The sequence below is a fragment of the Limosilactobacillus agrestis genome, assembly GCF_014145585.1.
In the GTDB taxonomy this organism is placed as follows: Bacteria; Bacillota; Bacilli; order Lactobacillales; family Lactobacillaceae; genus Limosilactobacillus; species Limosilactobacillus agrestis.
This window is the reverse complement of record NZ_JACIVF010000062.1, coordinates 1-15,908: the sequence shown is the minus strand read 5'-3', so window position 1 is coordinate 15,908 and position 15,908 is coordinate 1. Positions and strand designations below refer to the sequence as shown.

Below are 15,908 nucleotides of genomic sequence, written 5' to 3'. Positions count from 1 at the left end.
GTGGGCTTATATCTCAGCGATGATTGATGAAGCGAGTCAAGAGATTCTAGCTTTTCAAATAGGTATTAGTCCGAACAAAGAACTGATTGTAAAAACTGTAGAAGAATTAATTACCAATCTACCTGATAATGCTTATCCAATTATCCATTCGGATCAGGGCTGGCATTACCAGTTAGGTTACTATACCCAAAAATTGGCGGATCACCAGTTTATTCAAAGTATGTCACGGAAGGGAAATTGCCTGGATAACGCTCCAGTAGAAAGTTTCTTTCACTTATTTAAGACTGAGTTACTAGCAGGATTTCTGCCTTGTAAGGATATTGCAGAATTAAGCAAACTTTCTCAAGAATATGTTCAATATTTTAATCATGTTAGAACAACCTTAAAAACAAAAGGCATGACTCCGGTTGAATACCGAAATCATGCCTTAGCAGCTTAATATTTTAATTTTGTCTAACTTTTTTCTTGCACTTCAAACGAAAACGTTTAACCCTGCTTCCTTGATTCGGTTGTAAAAATGATATTGACAAAGGTAGTACACTAAAGCTAAAAATCTTTATACTAAAATTACTCTCCCAAAAGTAAATAGTGTCCAGGCTTTTATTGCATCAAAAATTACAACAAAACTTATTATTTACAATATTTAATTTATTTTTTAGATACTGATAACTGAAAATAAGGGAATCTATCTATTGAATTTATGCCGATAAATAATGAAAAACTTATACCAGTACTAGTAAGTTCAGCCCAGTGACTAAACTAGCTAAAACGTACCCAAGGACCGTTTGCCATGGTGAATTAACGTGTGGACCCATCAGCCCTTTATTACCAGTCAAAGCAACAAGGGGATAGAGAGTAAATGGTAAGGCGATACTAAGGACGATTTGCGCATAAATAATGAGTTGCTCAAACTGCTCTTCGTTGAAATTAATCATGAAACCAATAATTAGGATTGGTATTAAGGTTACTGCTCGGGTGAGGAGTCGCCGTTTCCACAGGGGAAGACGGATATTGATAAATCCTTCCATAACAATCTGACCAGCCAAAGTACTAGTGATTGAAGAGATTAAACCAGTTACCAAAAGGGCAAAAGCGAATAGCCAGCTCATTAATGGACTTGCTAGGCTACCAACGATATGGGAATCCTTTAACCCGAAAAAGACATCCTCAAGACTACCGAGACTTGCCACATGAAAGAAAAGTGTTCCGCCGAGGATAAGCAGGAGGGCATTAACGATGAAGGCGGCAAAGAGGTGAATTAAGGAATCCCAGTTAGCAAAACGGAGGGTTTCCTTTACTTGCTTTGGATTATGCTCATTATAGCGCCGACTTTGCGCTAGGGACGAATGAAGGTAAATATTATGCGGCATAATTGTGGCCCCCACAATTCCTAAACTTATGAGTAACTCACTGTGGTTAGTAAAAATTGTTGCACGTGGGATAAACCCATCCATGATTGCGGAAAATTCAGGATGGGCTCGACAAACTTCAATTGCAAAGATTGCTCCAACAACTAAGATAGCGGATAAAACAATAAATTCAATACGTCGAATGCCAAAGTGGAGGAAAAAAAGGACAACTAAAACATCTGCAATTGTTAACAGGACACCGATAAGTAAGGGCAGCTTGAATAGCATATTTAAGGCAACTGCGGTCCCAACAACCCCAGTTAAGTCCGTTGCCATCATAGCTATTTCATTGAAGAGCCATAAAGCGATACGTAAGGGAGTTGGTAAACGCCGTGCAATTGCCTGGGCTAGGTCAGTCCGGGTAGTAACACCGAGTTTGATTGATAAAGATTGCATATACATAGCGATGAGAATGGCAGTAAAAAGGATCACTAATAGTTGGTAGCGGTAATGGCTACCACCAGCAAGGGAAGTTAACCAGTTACCCGGATCCATATAACCAACGGCGACTAAAGCACCGGGACCACTATAAGCAAGGAATTTTTGCCAAAATGCACTTTGATAGACACTTGGTACATCAACACTCCCATTGATTTCGTCTAAACTTTTCCGTTCCATTTTTATTCCTTTCGTTGGACAAGATTGGTAATAAACTGAGCAAATTCTGGTGAGTCATTGAGTGAAGGCACCATTACAAGGTTATTTCCGCCGTTTTCACGAAAGACCTGATAGTTCTGTACTTGATCTTCTTCCAAGGTTTCTAAACAGTCTGCCACAAATGATGGAGCAACGACTAATACATCACGATGCCCGAGTTGTGCCTCATTAAGCAGAGTATTACGGAGGTATGGTTTTAACCATGGCATTGGGCCAAATTTAGATTGGTAAGCCATCTTAATTTGCTTTTCGGGAATGTCAAGGCGTTTTATCAATTCCGCGGTGGCCGCTTCTGTTTCGTTACGATAAGGATCACCATGATTAACCATGGCAGTTGGAATTCCATGATACGAAATAAGTAATTTATCATATTTCCCCCTATCCCATGCTATTTGGATTTGCTTAGCTAATAAGTCTAAGTAATCTTTTTCTGCCGAGAAACGATCAATTATTTTGGCTTCTGAATCAGCAGCCTTTACCTTATCAATAATCGTTTGGGTTGTACTTTTAGTGAAAAAAGGGAAGAGTGGTAAAACTGTAATATTTTTACATTCCTTTTTCATTGCGGCGATTGTATCACTAATTTTAGGCTTGCCATATGTCATCGCCATTTTGACAACCCATTCTGGCATTAGTTCCTGGACCTTAGCAACTAACCGTTTTGTGTAGACAATTAGTGGGGATCCATCTTTTGTCCAGCAATTACGATAAAAAGTTGCTGATCGCCATGCTCGCGTTGGAAGGATAATTCCACGAAGGAGTGGCTGCCATAATGCTGGGGGCATTTCAATAACATTCCGATCGCTGAGAAATTCTTTTAAATAGCGTTTAACGTCGGGAGTGGTTGGCGTATCGGGTGAACCGAGATTGACTAAGAGTAGTCCGTTCTTTTTCATAGGTATCGCTCCTGCTTTATAAAATAATTCTTTTTTATTTTACACCTGTCAATGCAAATTTTCTTGACAACTTACTTTTAACTAGTTATTATTACTGTAATTTGAAATACGAGGAAAGTACCAATGGAAAACAATTATTTTATTAATGCAAATACTTGTTGTTGTGAATCGTGTCTTATGCGACTCACTTTTTGGTATACTAATTTTTAATTGAATTACTATTAAGTTGATAACACATAAGGCGCAAATCCAAGATTCTTTCTTGAGTTTGCGCCTTTTTTAGATACTTTGAGGGAAGAAGGAGCCACTATGTTAGTCGAAAATACTTATGATTTGATTGGTCATACCCCATTAATGCACTTACCGATGAAGACCCCTAATGACGTTAATATCTATGCCAAACTTGAAATGTTTAACCCAGGTGGCAGTATCAAGGATCGTTTGGGGATGGCGTTGATCCAACGAGGGATAGAAGAGGGAAAAGTAAAGACAACAACAACGATTATTGAGCCAACTGCCGGAAATACTGGAATTGGGGTCGCTTTAGCAGCATTAAAATACCATCTTCCAGTTAAATTAGTAGTTCCAGAAAAATTTAGCTTTGAAAAACAAACATTAATGCGTGCGCTGGGAGCAGAAGTGATTAATACTCCTAGTGAAGCAGGAATTAAGGGGGCGATTGCAGCAGCAAAAGAATTAGCCGTAAAACTTGGGGATGCTTATGTCCCTTTGCAATTCCAGAATCAAGCTAACCCGGATGTTTATCAACATACTTTAGGACCGGAAATTTTAGCTGACCTGGATAATAAACCAATTGCGTCCTTTGTAGCAGGTGCAGGCAGTGGTGGCACTTTTGCGGGCATTCAAAAGTCACTTCAAGATGTTTACCCAGAACTGCATGGCTATGTTGTTGAACCAGCTGGATCAATTTTAAATGGTGGTCCGGTCCATAGTCACCGAACAGAAGGAATAGGGGTGGAGTTTATTCCGCCCTTCTTCAAGGGTTTAGATTATACTGGGGTAAAAACAATTAGTGATGACGAGGCATTCTATTATGTCCGCTGGGTTGCTAAAAATCTCGGCTTATTTATTGGGAGTTCTAGTGGGGCTGCTCTTGCGGCAAGTCTAGAAGTTGCTAAAGAATTACCACATGGAGCTAATTTAGTCACGATATTTCCTGATTCAAGCGAGCGTTACCTTAGTGAACATATTTATGAGAGATTGGTATGAATATCTTTCGATTCATTACAGATCGTTCGTACGTTAAAGAAGAACAAAAAACACGATCATTTTAAGTTTAAATGGTTAAAACTCTTTGTCTGACTTCGTTAATTCATCCTAGCTCCCCTTTAATGTTTTTATTCCTAATTTAGGTAGAATTTTACTATAATTAAGTAAGAAAGGACATGATAATGATGAAAATTGTTGTACTAACCGGAAGTCCCCATCACCCAGGCACGTCTGAACAATTAGCTGATGCTTTTGTTAAGGGTGCTATTGAAGCTGGGAATGATGTTTATCGCTTTGATGCAGGACGGCGCACCGATGAATTCTCAATGATTAAACTAGAGGATGATCATCCAGGACAGGAAGTTGCGATTGAACCGGATGATGTTATTACTAATGAAGTAGTGCCTAAGCTACTTGACGCAGATATGGTCGTATTTGTTAGTTCCTTATATTACTATGGCGTCAACGCGGCATTAAAGGCAGTTATTGATCGTTTTTATAGTTATAATCACGAACTTCATGGCGGGAAAAAAGCCATTACCTTAGTGAGTGGTTATGGTCAAGAAGATGCCTTTGCTTCGCTTAACTTATACTTTAAGCAACTGCTCGAATATATGCGCTGGGATAAAGACGGGGAAGTTCTCGCAGCTGATTCTTGGAATGAGCAAAAATTGGCTAAGCATGTTGAAGAAGCTTATCGCTTAGGAAAGAATATTAAGTAAATGATTATAAAATAAAAAGCGCTAAATTGGGGATAAAGTAGGCTATTAAAGCATACCAGCAAATCCTTAATTTAACGCTTTTAATAATTAGAAGAATACTTTGCTCATAATAATCATGAATACCAATAAACAGGTTGAGCTAATCGCAGCCGCACCAAAAACGGCGCCTCCACGTTTGAAAATGACTTTAAAGTTTACTGAAACACCTAATGCGGCCATGGCCATTCCTAAAAAGATATAGGCTGCTTGAACCAGGGCATCAAGAAAGACTGGCGAAAATGGAAGGAAAGTTCCTAACACACTGGTTAAAATAAAACCACCGAGGAACCAAGGAATTGGTAATTTCTTTGGTTCTTTAGTATGTTCTTCTTCACTTTCAACCACAAGGCGACGTTGATACCAATAACCAACAATTAAAGCTACTGGAGCTAAGAGAAGGACTCGTGAAAGCTTCATAATAAGCGCATTGTCTAAACTTGCTTCACCAAAGGCCCCTCCAGCAGCAACGGCATGGGCAATTTCGTGTAATGAACCACCTGCAACGATTCCAAATTGTGGATCGGTAAGGCCGAGTAGTGGCTTGATACCAATTTCAACTAATGTAAAGACGGTCCCCATCACACAAACAACTGCAACCGCTAATACTTCATTTTCTCGTTTACGTTCTTCGTTATCAGTTTCAATTTGTGGTGAAACTCCCATTACGGCGGCTGCTCCACAAATTCCACAGCCGCAAGCAGATAGAATTGCCAATTCATCTTCTGCACCAAATTTGCGACTAAGCCAATAAGTAAGGATAATAGTTCCAGTAACCCCGATGGCTGCAACTAAAATAGTCTTAACTCCAGCGGCAGCAAGTTTTTCCAGATTTAATCGGAAACCAAGGAGAATAATACCAAGCCGTAAGAATTTGTTAGAAATAAATCCAATTCCGCCTTGCGCTTCATTCCGCAAACTAACAGGAGTTAACTGCATTGCAATACCTAATAACAAAGCAATAACTAATGCCCCAATCAAGTTAACATAAGGTAGTTTTGCTAAAAGAACACCAGCGACAGAACAAATTAAGGTCATGATGGCGGCAATCCAAAATGACCTAGTCTTCATAATACTCATTAGATTATCTGACCCCCAAATAATAATTGATACTTTATCACTTTAACAAAAGCTGTATGATAAACAAGGGGCAATTTATAAATTAATCGTAAATTGGTTATTATCGCTTGCGTTCGATTAAGGTTATACTATTCTTTGAGTTAGCAAAATTAAAATGAGGTGAGAAAGTGGAAGTTAAAAATGTTAAATTAGATCAGCCATATTCGTCTCTAGATATTTATCATAGTGATACTAACCATCCCTTACCAGGTCTTGTTATTTTGCCGGGAGGTAGTTATAACCAGATCATGGAACGGGATTCCGAACGGGTGGCATTAACTTTTGCGACCCACGCATGGCAAACATTTGTTGTGCGATATCCGGTTGTTGAACATAAAAATTATGAAGCAGCTAAAGTAGCGGTTCATCAAGCCTTTGACTATATCATCCACCATGTCGATGAATTAGATATCGATGTTGATCGTTTAGGAATTATTGGGTTTTCTGCAGGTGGCCAAATTGCAGCTGCCTATAGTAATGAAAAGCCAACTTATGCTAAATTCGCTGCATTAGGTTACCCTGTTATTCAGCCCTTAATTGATAAACGAATGGGGGTTACAACGGAAAATGTTGCGAAACTAGTAAATACACAAACTCCACCAACATTTATGTGGGGATCAGCCAAAGATGAATTAACCCCCTTTGTTGACCATCTACAGGTATATGCAGATGCGTTAATTAAGCATGATGTTCCATATGAATTACATGAATTTGGAACAGGTGGACATGGAATTGCATTAGCTAATAGGTATACGGGGATCGTCAATAATGACCGGATAGATACCCATATAGGCAAGTGGTTTCCGCTATTTCTTGAGTGGTTAACTGAATTAAATTTAATTTAGCCAATAATTAAGGGGCTTCAAACGACTATTGATTTGTTGTGTGAAGCTCTTTTTTTACATTAGGTTGGCAAAATTGATTATTTCCCAGGAAATATTAAATTTCAATTTTCTTTGTGGCGATTCGATTAATAAAGTTTTGGTCATGTTCAATAATTAGCATTGGTGGACGTTTTTCTTGAATTAACTGAATTAGTTGTTGCTGATTATAAGTATCAAGATAATTTAGTGGCTCATCCCATAAATAAAGATGGGCAGGCTCAGCTAAGGATCGTGCTAATTCAACTTTCTTTTGTTGGCCCATACTCATTTCTTCAATCGGGACATTAAAGGTAGCTCGATTCATCCCTAATTTGCGCAGAAGGTTAAGAAATTGATCATAATCAATTTTCGCAGAGGACGCAAAACTACGTAAACTTCCGTGATTATTAGAATAGTCTTGTCGCACTGTGCTGATTTTAAGAGCATTACTAAAGATGATATTGCCAGTTTGCTTACCATTGAATGTTCCTGTGATCGCCTTAATAATACTAGATTTCCCAGTACCATTATTACCACAGAGCAAAACCTGGGTGTTCTTTTCAATGGTCGTAGTTAAATTAGAACAGAGGTGTTTAGTTGGGTATGATAACGTTAGATCATTAATGGCTAATAATGGTTGATGATTGGAAGGAAGAACATTAATTGTCAGGGGAACAACTTTTTCAATCTCTTTTAAGAGTCCCTTTCTTTCCTCAATTGCAGTATCTAAACGTTTTTTCATGATGGTTGCCTTTTTCATCATTTTGGCAGCTTTGGTACCAATAAAGCCCTTGTCTGCATGCGAGTTATTCTTCTTTTCATTTTCTGCTTGTTTGGCCCATTGTGATTTTGCCTGACGGGTTTGTTTTAACTGATGGATATCTTTTAATAAATTTTCATTTTTCTTGATAGCGTTGGAATCTCGTTGCTGCTTATGAATAAAATAATCACTGTAATTGCCATGGGTTAAAACAAGTTGATGTTGCTCCATCACTAATGAATGATCGATGATTTTGTCGAGAAAATCTCGGTCATGACTAGTGATAATGAATCCGTTTTTCTTCGTTTTTAAATATTGAGCAATTTGTTTTCGCCCATCCTGGTCAAGATGGTTAGTAGGTTCATCAAGAAGGGGGAAATACCCATCTTGGGCAAAAAGGGTTGCTAGCATAATCCGGGTTTGTTCTCCGCCGCTGAGACTACTAAAAGGGCGCCATAGTAATTCTACAGATGTTGCCATCAAATTTAATTCACGTTCGAGTTGCCATTGTTCACCTTGATAGCCACTCCTCGTAAGAGCATTCACTGTGTAATCATTCGGTTCACGAATTGATAATGGATAATAGTTAAATTTAAGATTAGTCTGAATACTTCCTTGAAAGGAAAGCTGTTTTTGCAGGATCTTAAGTAAGGTGGTTTTACCACGGCCATTTCGCCCGAGAAGGCCTAGTTTCCAGTCACTACTAATATTAAGATAACAGTGGTTAAAAAGTGGTTCTTGTCCGGGATAAGCAAAAGTTAAATTATTTATCGTAATTGGTTTCATAAAAAAACACCCTTTCGTTACTTGCAGAAAGGGTAAATAAAAAAAGCCTACCACTACAGGTAGACTTCTAAACTAATGGTATTGTCTCATTAGTGCTTACTTATTAATCAATCATTGAAAAATAATTCTACCCATAGTACCTTTCTGCGTAGATCCACAGTGTCAGATACGTTAAATTGTGTAGAATTAAAATTTCAATGGATGATCCCTCCTAAAAATTACTGCTATTAATATAGCAAGTTGCCTTCAAATTGTCAACCAACTAATTTAATTCACCATCAGCAATTTGATCCAACAGTGGACGCGAAGGAATAAAGAAGAGTTGACCACCTAAAATATCAGAGAAGGTTAGGAGGTAATCGTTTTGCTCAAGCATATTTTCAAGCATCTTCTTTGTTACAGTCCAGTGACGGGAATAACCGATAAAGAAAGTTCCGGTATTATCAGAAGCAGGGTCTGAATATGGCACATTCATGCGCACAATCTTCTGCTCAACCCCATCAATTTTGGCTTGGGAAGCAACATTATGAGCATTCTTAAATTTTTCTTTTTCACTTAATTCTAAGTCAGAAAACTTTTTTCGTCCGACAGCTTTTTCTTGTGTTTCAGTAGTTAGCTTATTCCAGATATCCATGTTATGTCGCCATTTTTGTGCAAAGGCATATGAACCATTTTCAAAAGTAGGATCTTCATCACCGATAATTGCATATTCAGCGGCATCTTGCGGTTCCGGATTTTCGGTTCCGTCGATAAAACCGATAATAGCCCGACCTTCAAAGTACCGAAAACCCTTTGTTTCATCAACAACATTAGTAATATCCCGAATGAAGAGCATTACTTGGGTCATGAATTCGTAAACTGCCGCTTCATCATTTGCACGAATGTGGAGGAAGATATCTCCTTTGGCGGCTGGCATTTTGTATTTTGGACCAGTTAATGTCTGGTAAGTTTCTAATTCTTTAGGTTTAGGAGCATTAGGGAAGAGATAGTCCCATGCGTCATTGCTAAAGCCTAAAGAAACTTTAAGGTTACCTTTATTATCGCGAATTCGCATTGATCGAGTAATGGCTTGGAAACGATCGACAAATTCTTGGATTGTTTCTTGTTCCTGTGCTTGATTTTCACGCTTTAATTCTAATACAGTAAATTGGACGTGTTCACCGGCGTCTTTCCAAACGTCTTGTGCTTTATTAGGATTCATTACCATTAGCTTCATCCTCCTTAAAATTACTACAAAGTAATTATAGCATTCTTTAAGGATAATCCTTAGGGGAAGTTGAAGCCGTTTCCAAACTGAATTAAAATTAAATTGATATTAATTCAACAAAAGAGGCGGTTATTGTGCAGGAAACACAGACGAAGAAAAAGCATCATTTTCATATGCCCTCTGCGTTTACAATTTTATTTTTAATTATTATTTTAATTGCAATTTTAACGTGGATTATACCAGCAGGGACATATGAGACGGATAAAGCAGGAAACATTATTTCGGGGACATATAAGGCGGTCGCAAATAAACCTCAGGGAATTTGGGACGTCTTTATGGCACCTGTTATTGGGATGGTTGGTGATAAAAAGACCGATGGAGCAATTTCAGTATCATTATTTATCCTTGTTATCGGTGGATTTCTGGGGGTAGTTAATAAGACCAATGCATTAAATGAAGGAATCGGTTCGATTGTTCGACGGTATAAAGGACGAGAAAAACAATTGATTCCCATTTTAATGCTTCTGTTTGCCCTTGGTGGATCAACATATGGAATGGGAGAAGAAACAATTGCATTCTATCCTTTATTGATTCCCGTGATGATGGGGGTTAGCTTTGATTCTATTGTCGCGGTTGCGATTGCCTTAGTTGGAAGCCAAGTTGGTTGTTTGGCCTCGACTGTTAACCCGTTTGCCACAGGAGTAGCTTCTCAAACATTAAATATTTCTCCTGGTGATGGATTAGTTTCCCGGGTAATCCTGTTAATCATTACTATAACGATCAGTATCGTTTATGTTTATCACTACGCATCGGTAATTGAAAAGGATCCAACTAAATCATTGGTTTATAATCAGCGGGCAGAAGATGAAAAACAATTTTTAGTTAAGGCTGATCCTGATGATGACCATAAGATGACTGGCCGCCAAAAAACAGTTATTTGGTTATTCGGGATTGCTTTTGTTGTAATGATTCTTGGATTGATTCCATGGTCAAACCTTAATAGCCATTGGACATTTTTCGATAAATTTACAAAGTGGTTAGTTAATATTCCATTCTTAGGCGATTTATTAGGTCATGATATGGCACCACTTGGAACATGGTACTTCAATGAAATCACCATGCTCTTCCTCTTTATGTCGGTTTTGATTATGGCTGTTTATCATATGAAGGAAAGCGAATTTATTGATGCCTTCATGTCCGGTATGGGAGATTTCTTGAGTGTTGCAATTATTGTGGCTGTTGCCCGGGGAATCCAAGTAATAATGAATAACGGAATGATTACGGGAACTGTTCTTCATTGGGGCGAATTAGGCCTTCATGGATTGTCGCAAACAGTTTTTATTATTTTAACTTACATTTTCTATATTCCAATGTCATTTTTAATTCCATCGACATCAGGGTTAGCAGCGGCAACAATGGGAATTATCGGACCAATGGGGCATTTTGCACATGTTTCAGGTAGTCTTGTTATTACCGCTTACCAAGCAGCGTCAGGTTGGGTTAACCTTATTACCCCAACTTCAGGAGTTGTGATGGGAGCATTAGCGATTGCACATATTAATGTCGGTATTTGGTGGAAGTGGATGTGGAAATTAATGATTTATCTCTTCATCGCTACTTGTTTATTCTTAGGTATTGCTGCATTGTTATAGAAGGGGATTTTATGGATAAAATTATTACAGAAGATGAACAAAAGGCTGCTGTGAAAACGTTAGAACGATTAATTTCTGTTCCATCATATAATCAATCAGCAGAAGAAGGAGCCCCATTTGGCAGAGGAATTCGTAATGCTCTCGATGAAATGATGAAAATTTGTGATGAATTGGGATTTAAGACTTATGAAGATCCTGATGGGTATTATGGCTATGCGGAGGTTGGTAGTGGTGACAAACTTTTTGGGGTAATTTGTCATCTGGATACAGTTCCAGCAGGAGATTTAGGTAAATGGAAATACAATCCATTTAAAGGAACAATCGTCAACAATGCAGTCTATGGACGGGGATCACAAGATGATAAAGGCCCTGGCATTGCAGCCTTATTCGCTGTTAAAGCATTGATGGATCAAGGGTACCATTTTAATCAACGAATTCGTTTTATTTATGGGACTGATGAAGAAATTTTATGGCGTGGAATTGCTGAATACAATAAAAAGGAGGCACCAATTGATAGTGGGATTTCTCCTGATGCTGAATTTCCATTAATTTATGCCGAAAAGGGCCTGCAACAATCTTATCTCGTCGGTCCCGGAACAGATAAATTAAAGCTCAACTTGAAAAATGCGTTTAATGCCGTCCCAGATAGTGCTGTATACGATGGTCCTAAGCAGGATGAAGTTAAGGCCGCACTGGATAAGCATGGCTTTGAATATACGAGCGATAACAATTCAATCACTGTTATTGGCAAGTCCGTTCATGCGATGATGGCCCCAGAAGGAACAAATGCTGTTTTGCGGTTAGCAATTGCCCTTGATGATGTTTTTGATTTTAAGCCTCTTGATTTTATTGGTAAGTTATTTAAGGAAGATGCAACTGGAAATAATGTTTTAGGGGATGTTCGCGATGAATCTGGCCAATTAACTTTCAATATTTCTAGTCTTGAAATTAATGAAAGTGAAACACGGATGCAAATTGATTTACGAATCCCAGTAACGATTGATCGCGATGAATTACTAGAAAAACTAAGTAAACAAGTCGCAACTTACGATTTGAAATATGTTCATTTTGATTACCTAGCACCTTTATATGTCCCCAAAGACAGCAAATTAGTTCAGACCTTAATGGAGGTTTATAAAGAACAAACTGGGGATGTTGATGCTGAACCCCAAATTTCAGGTGGAGCAACATTTGCCCGAACGATGAATAACTGTGTTGCTTTTGGGGGAATGTTACCAACGACACCAGACTATATGCATCAGGCTAATGAACAATGGCCATTGCCTGATATGTATAAGGCAATGGAAATTTATGCTCAGGCAATTAAGAAACTTTGTGTAGATTAAGTAAATGTTAAGTTGAAAAGAGTAAAACGATGAATTAGTCATTGCTTTACTCTTTTTTAATAAAAAAATTATAAAAATATAATGTGTTGAAATTCACAATAAGCCCTAAAATAGTTTTGAAATAGCGTTATCATCCGTTTTCACATTCTTTCATTTGAAGCGCGTTATAATAGCAATGTAATGGATTACATTTTCTTACAAGGAATCTTTGGTAAGCGTTTGACATTTTAAAAGGATCACTGTATATTATTTGTGTACAGTAATGATAAACGTTTATCAAATATCCATAGAAAGAGTACCTACTAATTATGAATAACAAAAATTCTCTTGTTACTAAATTGGCGTTTCTGTCAGTTTCATTCATGGTTACGAGTGCTTATGCCATTCAAGGTTCTTTACCGCAATTAAAGATGGCACTCGGAATCTCACAGACACAGTCAGAATATTTAGTTACAACTCCATCATTTGCTGTAATGATTTTTGTGGTCCTTTCACCATTACTTCAACAATGGTTCAACATTTCTGATAAAAAGATTATTATGGCCGGGGTTACAATTGTTGGTCTTGCCGGAATTGTTCCCATGTTTGCTAATGACTACACTGTGATTTTAATTTCCCGATTGGTTTTAGGAGCTGGGTTTGGTTTATATAACTCTCAAGCGATTTCGATGATCTCAGTTTGGTATGAAGGTACAACCCGAGCTCAAATGCTTGGTTGGCGTGCTGCGGCTGAACAAATCGGTCAAGCTTGTACCCTTGCAATTGCTGGATTGATCCTTAGCTATGCAGGTTGGCATGCATCATTTGCTGTCTATCTTCTCGCTTTCGTTGTTCTTTTCTTCTTTGCTGTTCGTGTTCCTGACGACAGTAAAGCACAAGACAGTAACGTTGCCGAAGACGATCTTGCTGAAGAATTAACTGAAGTGGAAGAACCGATTAAAAAGATTAGTCCAGTAGTTTACCTACTCGTTCTCTTTGCCTTCCTCTTGGTTGTGGACTATGTTGGAATGGAAAACCGGTTCCCTGGTCTAGCCGTTGCAATTAAGGGCAGTAGCTATACTGGTTCATCAATGTTCCTTTCCTTGATGTTAATTGGAGCAACGCTAGGTGGTTTATTCTACGGATCAATTAATAAAGTGTTAGGTTTTAACACTGTTTACCTTGGTCTTGGGTTAATGGCCATTTCGAACTTCTTATTTGCCTTCGCAAACGGCAACTTTGTAATGTTAGTAATTGGTTTGCTTTTAATCGGTTTCCCACTACAATTAGTTTCTCCGTTGATTTTTAACTTGTTGCCAGATTTGGCCCCTGCTAAGCGTCAACCACTAGTAACTTCAATGGTACTGATTGGTTTTAACTTTGGAGCTTTCTTCTCGCCAACAATTGCTGAATGGATGAACCGGTTAGTCGGTCGTCCAATGAGTGGCCTTGATCTTGCTGCACCATTCCCAATCTACGGGGTAATGCTAATAGTTATTGCCTTAATTATCTTCTTTGCAACTCGTCATTCTAAACAAGCTAACTAAATTTAAAATTATTGGAGGATATCATTATGCCAATCAAAAACGAAGCAATGTTAATTACTTACTCTGACTCAATGGGTAAAAATATTAAAGAAACTCATGAAGTATTAAAGAACTATATCGGTGATGCAATCGGTGGTGTTCATTTACTTCCATTCTTCCCATCAACCGGTGACCGTGGTTTCGCACCATACCGTTACGATGTTGTTGATTCTGCTTTTGGTAACTGGGACGATGTTGAAGCATTGGGTGAAGACTACTACTTAATGTTTGACTTCATGATTAACCATATTTCCAAGAAGTCTGAAATGTACCAAGACTTCAAGAAGAAGCACGATGATTCTAAGTACAACGACTTCTTTATCCGTTGGGAAAAATTCTGGGAAAAAGCTGGTAAGAACCGGCCAACTCAAGAAGATGTTGATTTGATTTACAAGCGGAAAGATAAGGCTCCTAAGCAAGAAATTACCTTTGACGATGGTACTACTGAAAACTTATGGAACACTTTCGGGGAAGAACAAATTGATATTAATGTTAAGAGTAAGGTAGCTAATGAATTCTTCAAGGAAACATTAATTGACATGGTTAAGCACGGTGCTGATATGATTCGTCTTGATGCCTTTGCTTACGCTATTAAGAAGGTTGGTACTAATGATTTCTTTGTTGAACCTGAAATCTGGGATCTCTTAAATGAAGTTCAAGAGATTTTGGCGCCATACAAGGCTATTATCCTTCCTGAAATTCACGAACACTACACAATTCCACAAAAGATTTCACAACATGATTTCTTCATCTATGACTTTACTTTACCAATGACTACTCTTTATACCCTTTACTCCGGTAAGACTAACCGCCTTGCTAAGTGGTTAAAGATGTCACCAATGAAGCAATTTACTACTCTTGATACTCATGATGGTATTGGTGTTGTTGATGCTAAGGATATCTTAACTGATGATGAAATCGAATATGCATCCAACGAATTATACAAGGTTGGTGCTAACGTTAAGCGGAAATACTCCAGTGCTGAATACAACAACTTGGATATTTACCAAATTAATTCTACTTACTACTCTGCATTGGGTGACGATGATAAAGCTTACTTGCTTTCTCGTGCATTCCAAGTATTTGCACCTGGTATTCCAATGATTTACTATGTTGGCTTACTTGCGGGTTCAAATGACCTTGAATTGCTTGAAAAGACTAAGGAAGGGCGTAATATTAACCGCCACTACTACACTAAAGAAGAAGTTGCACAAGAAGTTCAACGTCCAGTAGTTAAGAATCTCTTAGATTTACTTGCTTGGCGGAACAAATTTGCAGCCTTTGATCTTGATGGTTCTATTGATGTGGAAACCCCAACTGAAACAACCATTAAGATTACACGGAAGGATAAGGATGGCAAGAATGTTGCTGTTCTTGATGCTGATGCTGCTAACAAAACTTTCACTATTACAGCTAATGGTGAAAAAGTGATGGAACAAAAATAGCTATCAAATTAATTAGTAATCTCTCTCAAAATAAAACAAAATAAAATAGGTAGTATTCCTTTCCAAAACGCTTGATCTCTCTCAATAAACTACCTATAAAAACAGGGCTGGAAGAAAAGTTTTGACGTGTACCCCCAGAGTTGGAAATCAACTCTGGGGGTATTTTATATGACCAAAATTAGCGTTAAAACTAAACTTAAAGCTGTTGAAGAATA

13 protein-coding genes are annotated in these 15,908 nt (G+C 38.1%); 8 read left to right on the top strand and 5 right to left on the bottom strand.

The features are described 5' to 3' along the window. A partial coding sequence (locus tag H5R88_RS06855; RefSeq protein ID WP_182600359.1) for an IS3 family transposase occupies window positions 1-439 on the top strand: 439 nt, incomplete at its 5' end. A gap of 283 nt (window positions 440-722) precedes the next feature. Here H5R88_RS06855 and H5R88_RS06850 read toward each other — a convergent pair. Then, window positions 723-2,027, bottom strand: a complete 1,305-nt coding sequence (locus H5R88_RS06850) for an Nramp family divalent metal transporter (RefSeq protein ID WP_182600588.1) — start codon at window positions 2,025-2,027, stop codon at window positions 723-725. Between the two features lie 2 nt (window positions 2,028-2,029). Continuing rightward, on the bottom strand, window positions 2,030-2,962 hold the full coding sequence (gene hemH, locus H5R88_RS06845; protein WP_182578323.1) for a ferrochelatase: 933 nt from the start codon (window positions 2,960-2,962) through the stop codon (window positions 2,030-2,032). Between the two features lie 309 nt (window positions 2,963-3,271). On the opposite strand from hemH, the gene H5R88_RS06840 reads away from it, so the two are divergent. Then, window positions 3,272-4,192, top strand: a complete 921-nt coding sequence (locus H5R88_RS06840; RefSeq protein ID WP_182578324.1) for a PLP-dependent cysteine synthase family protein — start codon at window positions 3,272-3,274, stop codon at window positions 4,190-4,192. Between the two features lie 182 nt (window positions 4,193-4,374). Next, window positions 4,375-4,914 carry a flavodoxin family protein gene (locus H5R88_RS06835; protein ID WP_182600587.1) on the top strand — a complete coding sequence of 180 codons (540 nt, stop codon included), beginning with the start codon at window positions 4,375-4,377 and terminating at the stop codon, window positions 4,912-4,914. Window positions 4,915-5,001: 87 nt separating this feature from the next. Here the strand turns inward: H5R88_RS06835 and H5R88_RS06830 are convergent, their stop codons facing one another. Beyond that, entirely contained in the window at window positions 5,002-6,030 is a 1,029-nt protein-coding gene (locus tag H5R88_RS06830; RefSeq protein ID WP_182578326.1) for a YeiH family protein, read from the bottom strand. A gap of 167 nt (window positions 6,031-6,197) precedes the next feature. On the opposite strand from H5R88_RS06830, the gene H5R88_RS06825 reads away from it, so the two are divergent. After that, entirely contained in the window at window positions 6,198-6,914 is a 717-nt protein-coding gene (locus H5R88_RS06825; protein WP_182578327.1) for an alpha/beta hydrolase, read from the top strand. A gap of 94 nt (window positions 6,915-7,008) precedes the next feature. Here the strand turns inward: H5R88_RS06825 and abc-f are convergent, their stop codons facing one another. Next, the gene (gene abc-f, locus H5R88_RS06820) at window positions 7,009-8,478 is read right to left on the bottom strand and encodes a ribosomal protection-like ABC-F family protein (RefSeq protein WP_182578328.1); all 1,470 of its coding nucleotides are present in this window, start codon (window positions 8,476-8,478) and stop codon (window positions 7,009-7,011) included. A 262-nt stretch (window positions 8,479-8,740) separates the two neighbouring features. After that, window positions 8,741-9,685, bottom strand: coding sequence for a Dyp-type peroxidase (locus H5R88_RS06815; protein ID WP_182578330.1), 945 nt, complete (start codon window positions 9,683-9,685; stop codon window positions 8,741-8,743). A 134-nt stretch (window positions 9,686-9,819) separates the two neighbouring features. Here H5R88_RS06815 and H5R88_RS06810 point away from each other — a divergent pair, with 134 nt between their 5' ends. From H5R88_RS06810 to gtfA, 4 genes are all read left to right on the top strand, one after another. Then, on the top strand, window positions 9,820-11,337 hold the full coding sequence (locus H5R88_RS06810) for a YfcC family protein (RefSeq protein WP_182600586.1): 1,518 nt from the start codon (window positions 9,820-9,822) through the stop codon (window positions 11,335-11,337). Between the two features lie 11 nt (window positions 11,338-11,348). Further along, window positions 11,349-12,683, top strand: a complete 1,335-nt coding sequence (locus tag H5R88_RS06805) for a dipeptidase (protein WP_182578332.1) — start codon at window positions 11,349-11,351, stop codon at window positions 12,681-12,683. A gap of 308 nt (window positions 12,684-12,991) precedes the next feature. Beyond that, complete coding sequence (locus H5R88_RS06800; RefSeq protein ID WP_182578333.1) at window positions 12,992-14,209, top strand: MFS transporter; 1,218 nt, start codon at window positions 12,992-12,994, stop codon at window positions 14,207-14,209. A gap of 26 nt (window positions 14,210-14,235) precedes the next feature. Then, window positions 14,236-15,693, top strand: a complete 1,458-nt coding sequence (gene gtfA, locus H5R88_RS06795) for a sucrose phosphorylase (RefSeq protein ID WP_182578334.1) — start codon at window positions 14,236-14,238, stop codon at window positions 15,691-15,693. Window positions 15,694-15,908 lie beyond the last annotated feature (215 nt).

Bases quoted from the DNA above. Each gene is read 5' to 3' on its own strand.
- H5R88_RS06850 (WP_182600588.1), bottom strand. From the start codon at position 2,027: ATGGAACGGAAAAGTTTAGACGAAATCAATGGGAGTGTTGATGTACCA.
- hemH (WP_182578323.1), bottom strand. From the start codon at position 2,962: ATGAAAAAGAACGGACTACTCTTAGTCAATCTCGGTTCACCCGATACG.
- H5R88_RS06840 (WP_182578324.1), top strand. From the start codon at position 3,272: ATGTTAGTCGAAAATACTTATGATTTGATTGGTCATACCCCATTAATG.
- H5R88_RS06835 (WP_182600587.1), top strand. From the start codon at position 4,375: ATGATGAAAATTGTTGTACTAACCGGAAGTCCCCATCACCCAGGCACG.
- H5R88_RS06830 (WP_182578326.1), bottom strand. From the start codon at position 6,030: ATGAGTATTATGAAGACTAGGTCATTTTGGATTGCCGCCATCATGACC.
- abc-f (WP_182578328.1), bottom strand. From the start codon at position 8,478: ATGAAACCAATTACGATAAATAATTTAACTTTTGCTTATCCCGGACAA.
- H5R88_RS06815 (WP_182578330.1), bottom strand. From the start codon at position 9,685: ATGGTAATGAATCCTAATAAAGCACAAGACGTTTGGAAAGACGCCGGT.
- H5R88_RS06805 (WP_182578332.1), top strand. From the start codon at position 11,349: ATGGATAAAATTATTACAGAAGATGAACAAAAGGCTGCTGTGAAAACG.
- H5R88_RS06800 (WP_182578333.1), top strand. From the start codon at position 12,992: ATGAATAACAAAAATTCTCTTGTTACTAAATTGGCGTTTCTGTCAGTT.
- gtfA (WP_182578334.1), top strand. From the start codon at position 14,236: ATGCCAATCAAAAACGAAGCAATGTTAATTACTTACTCTGACTCAATG.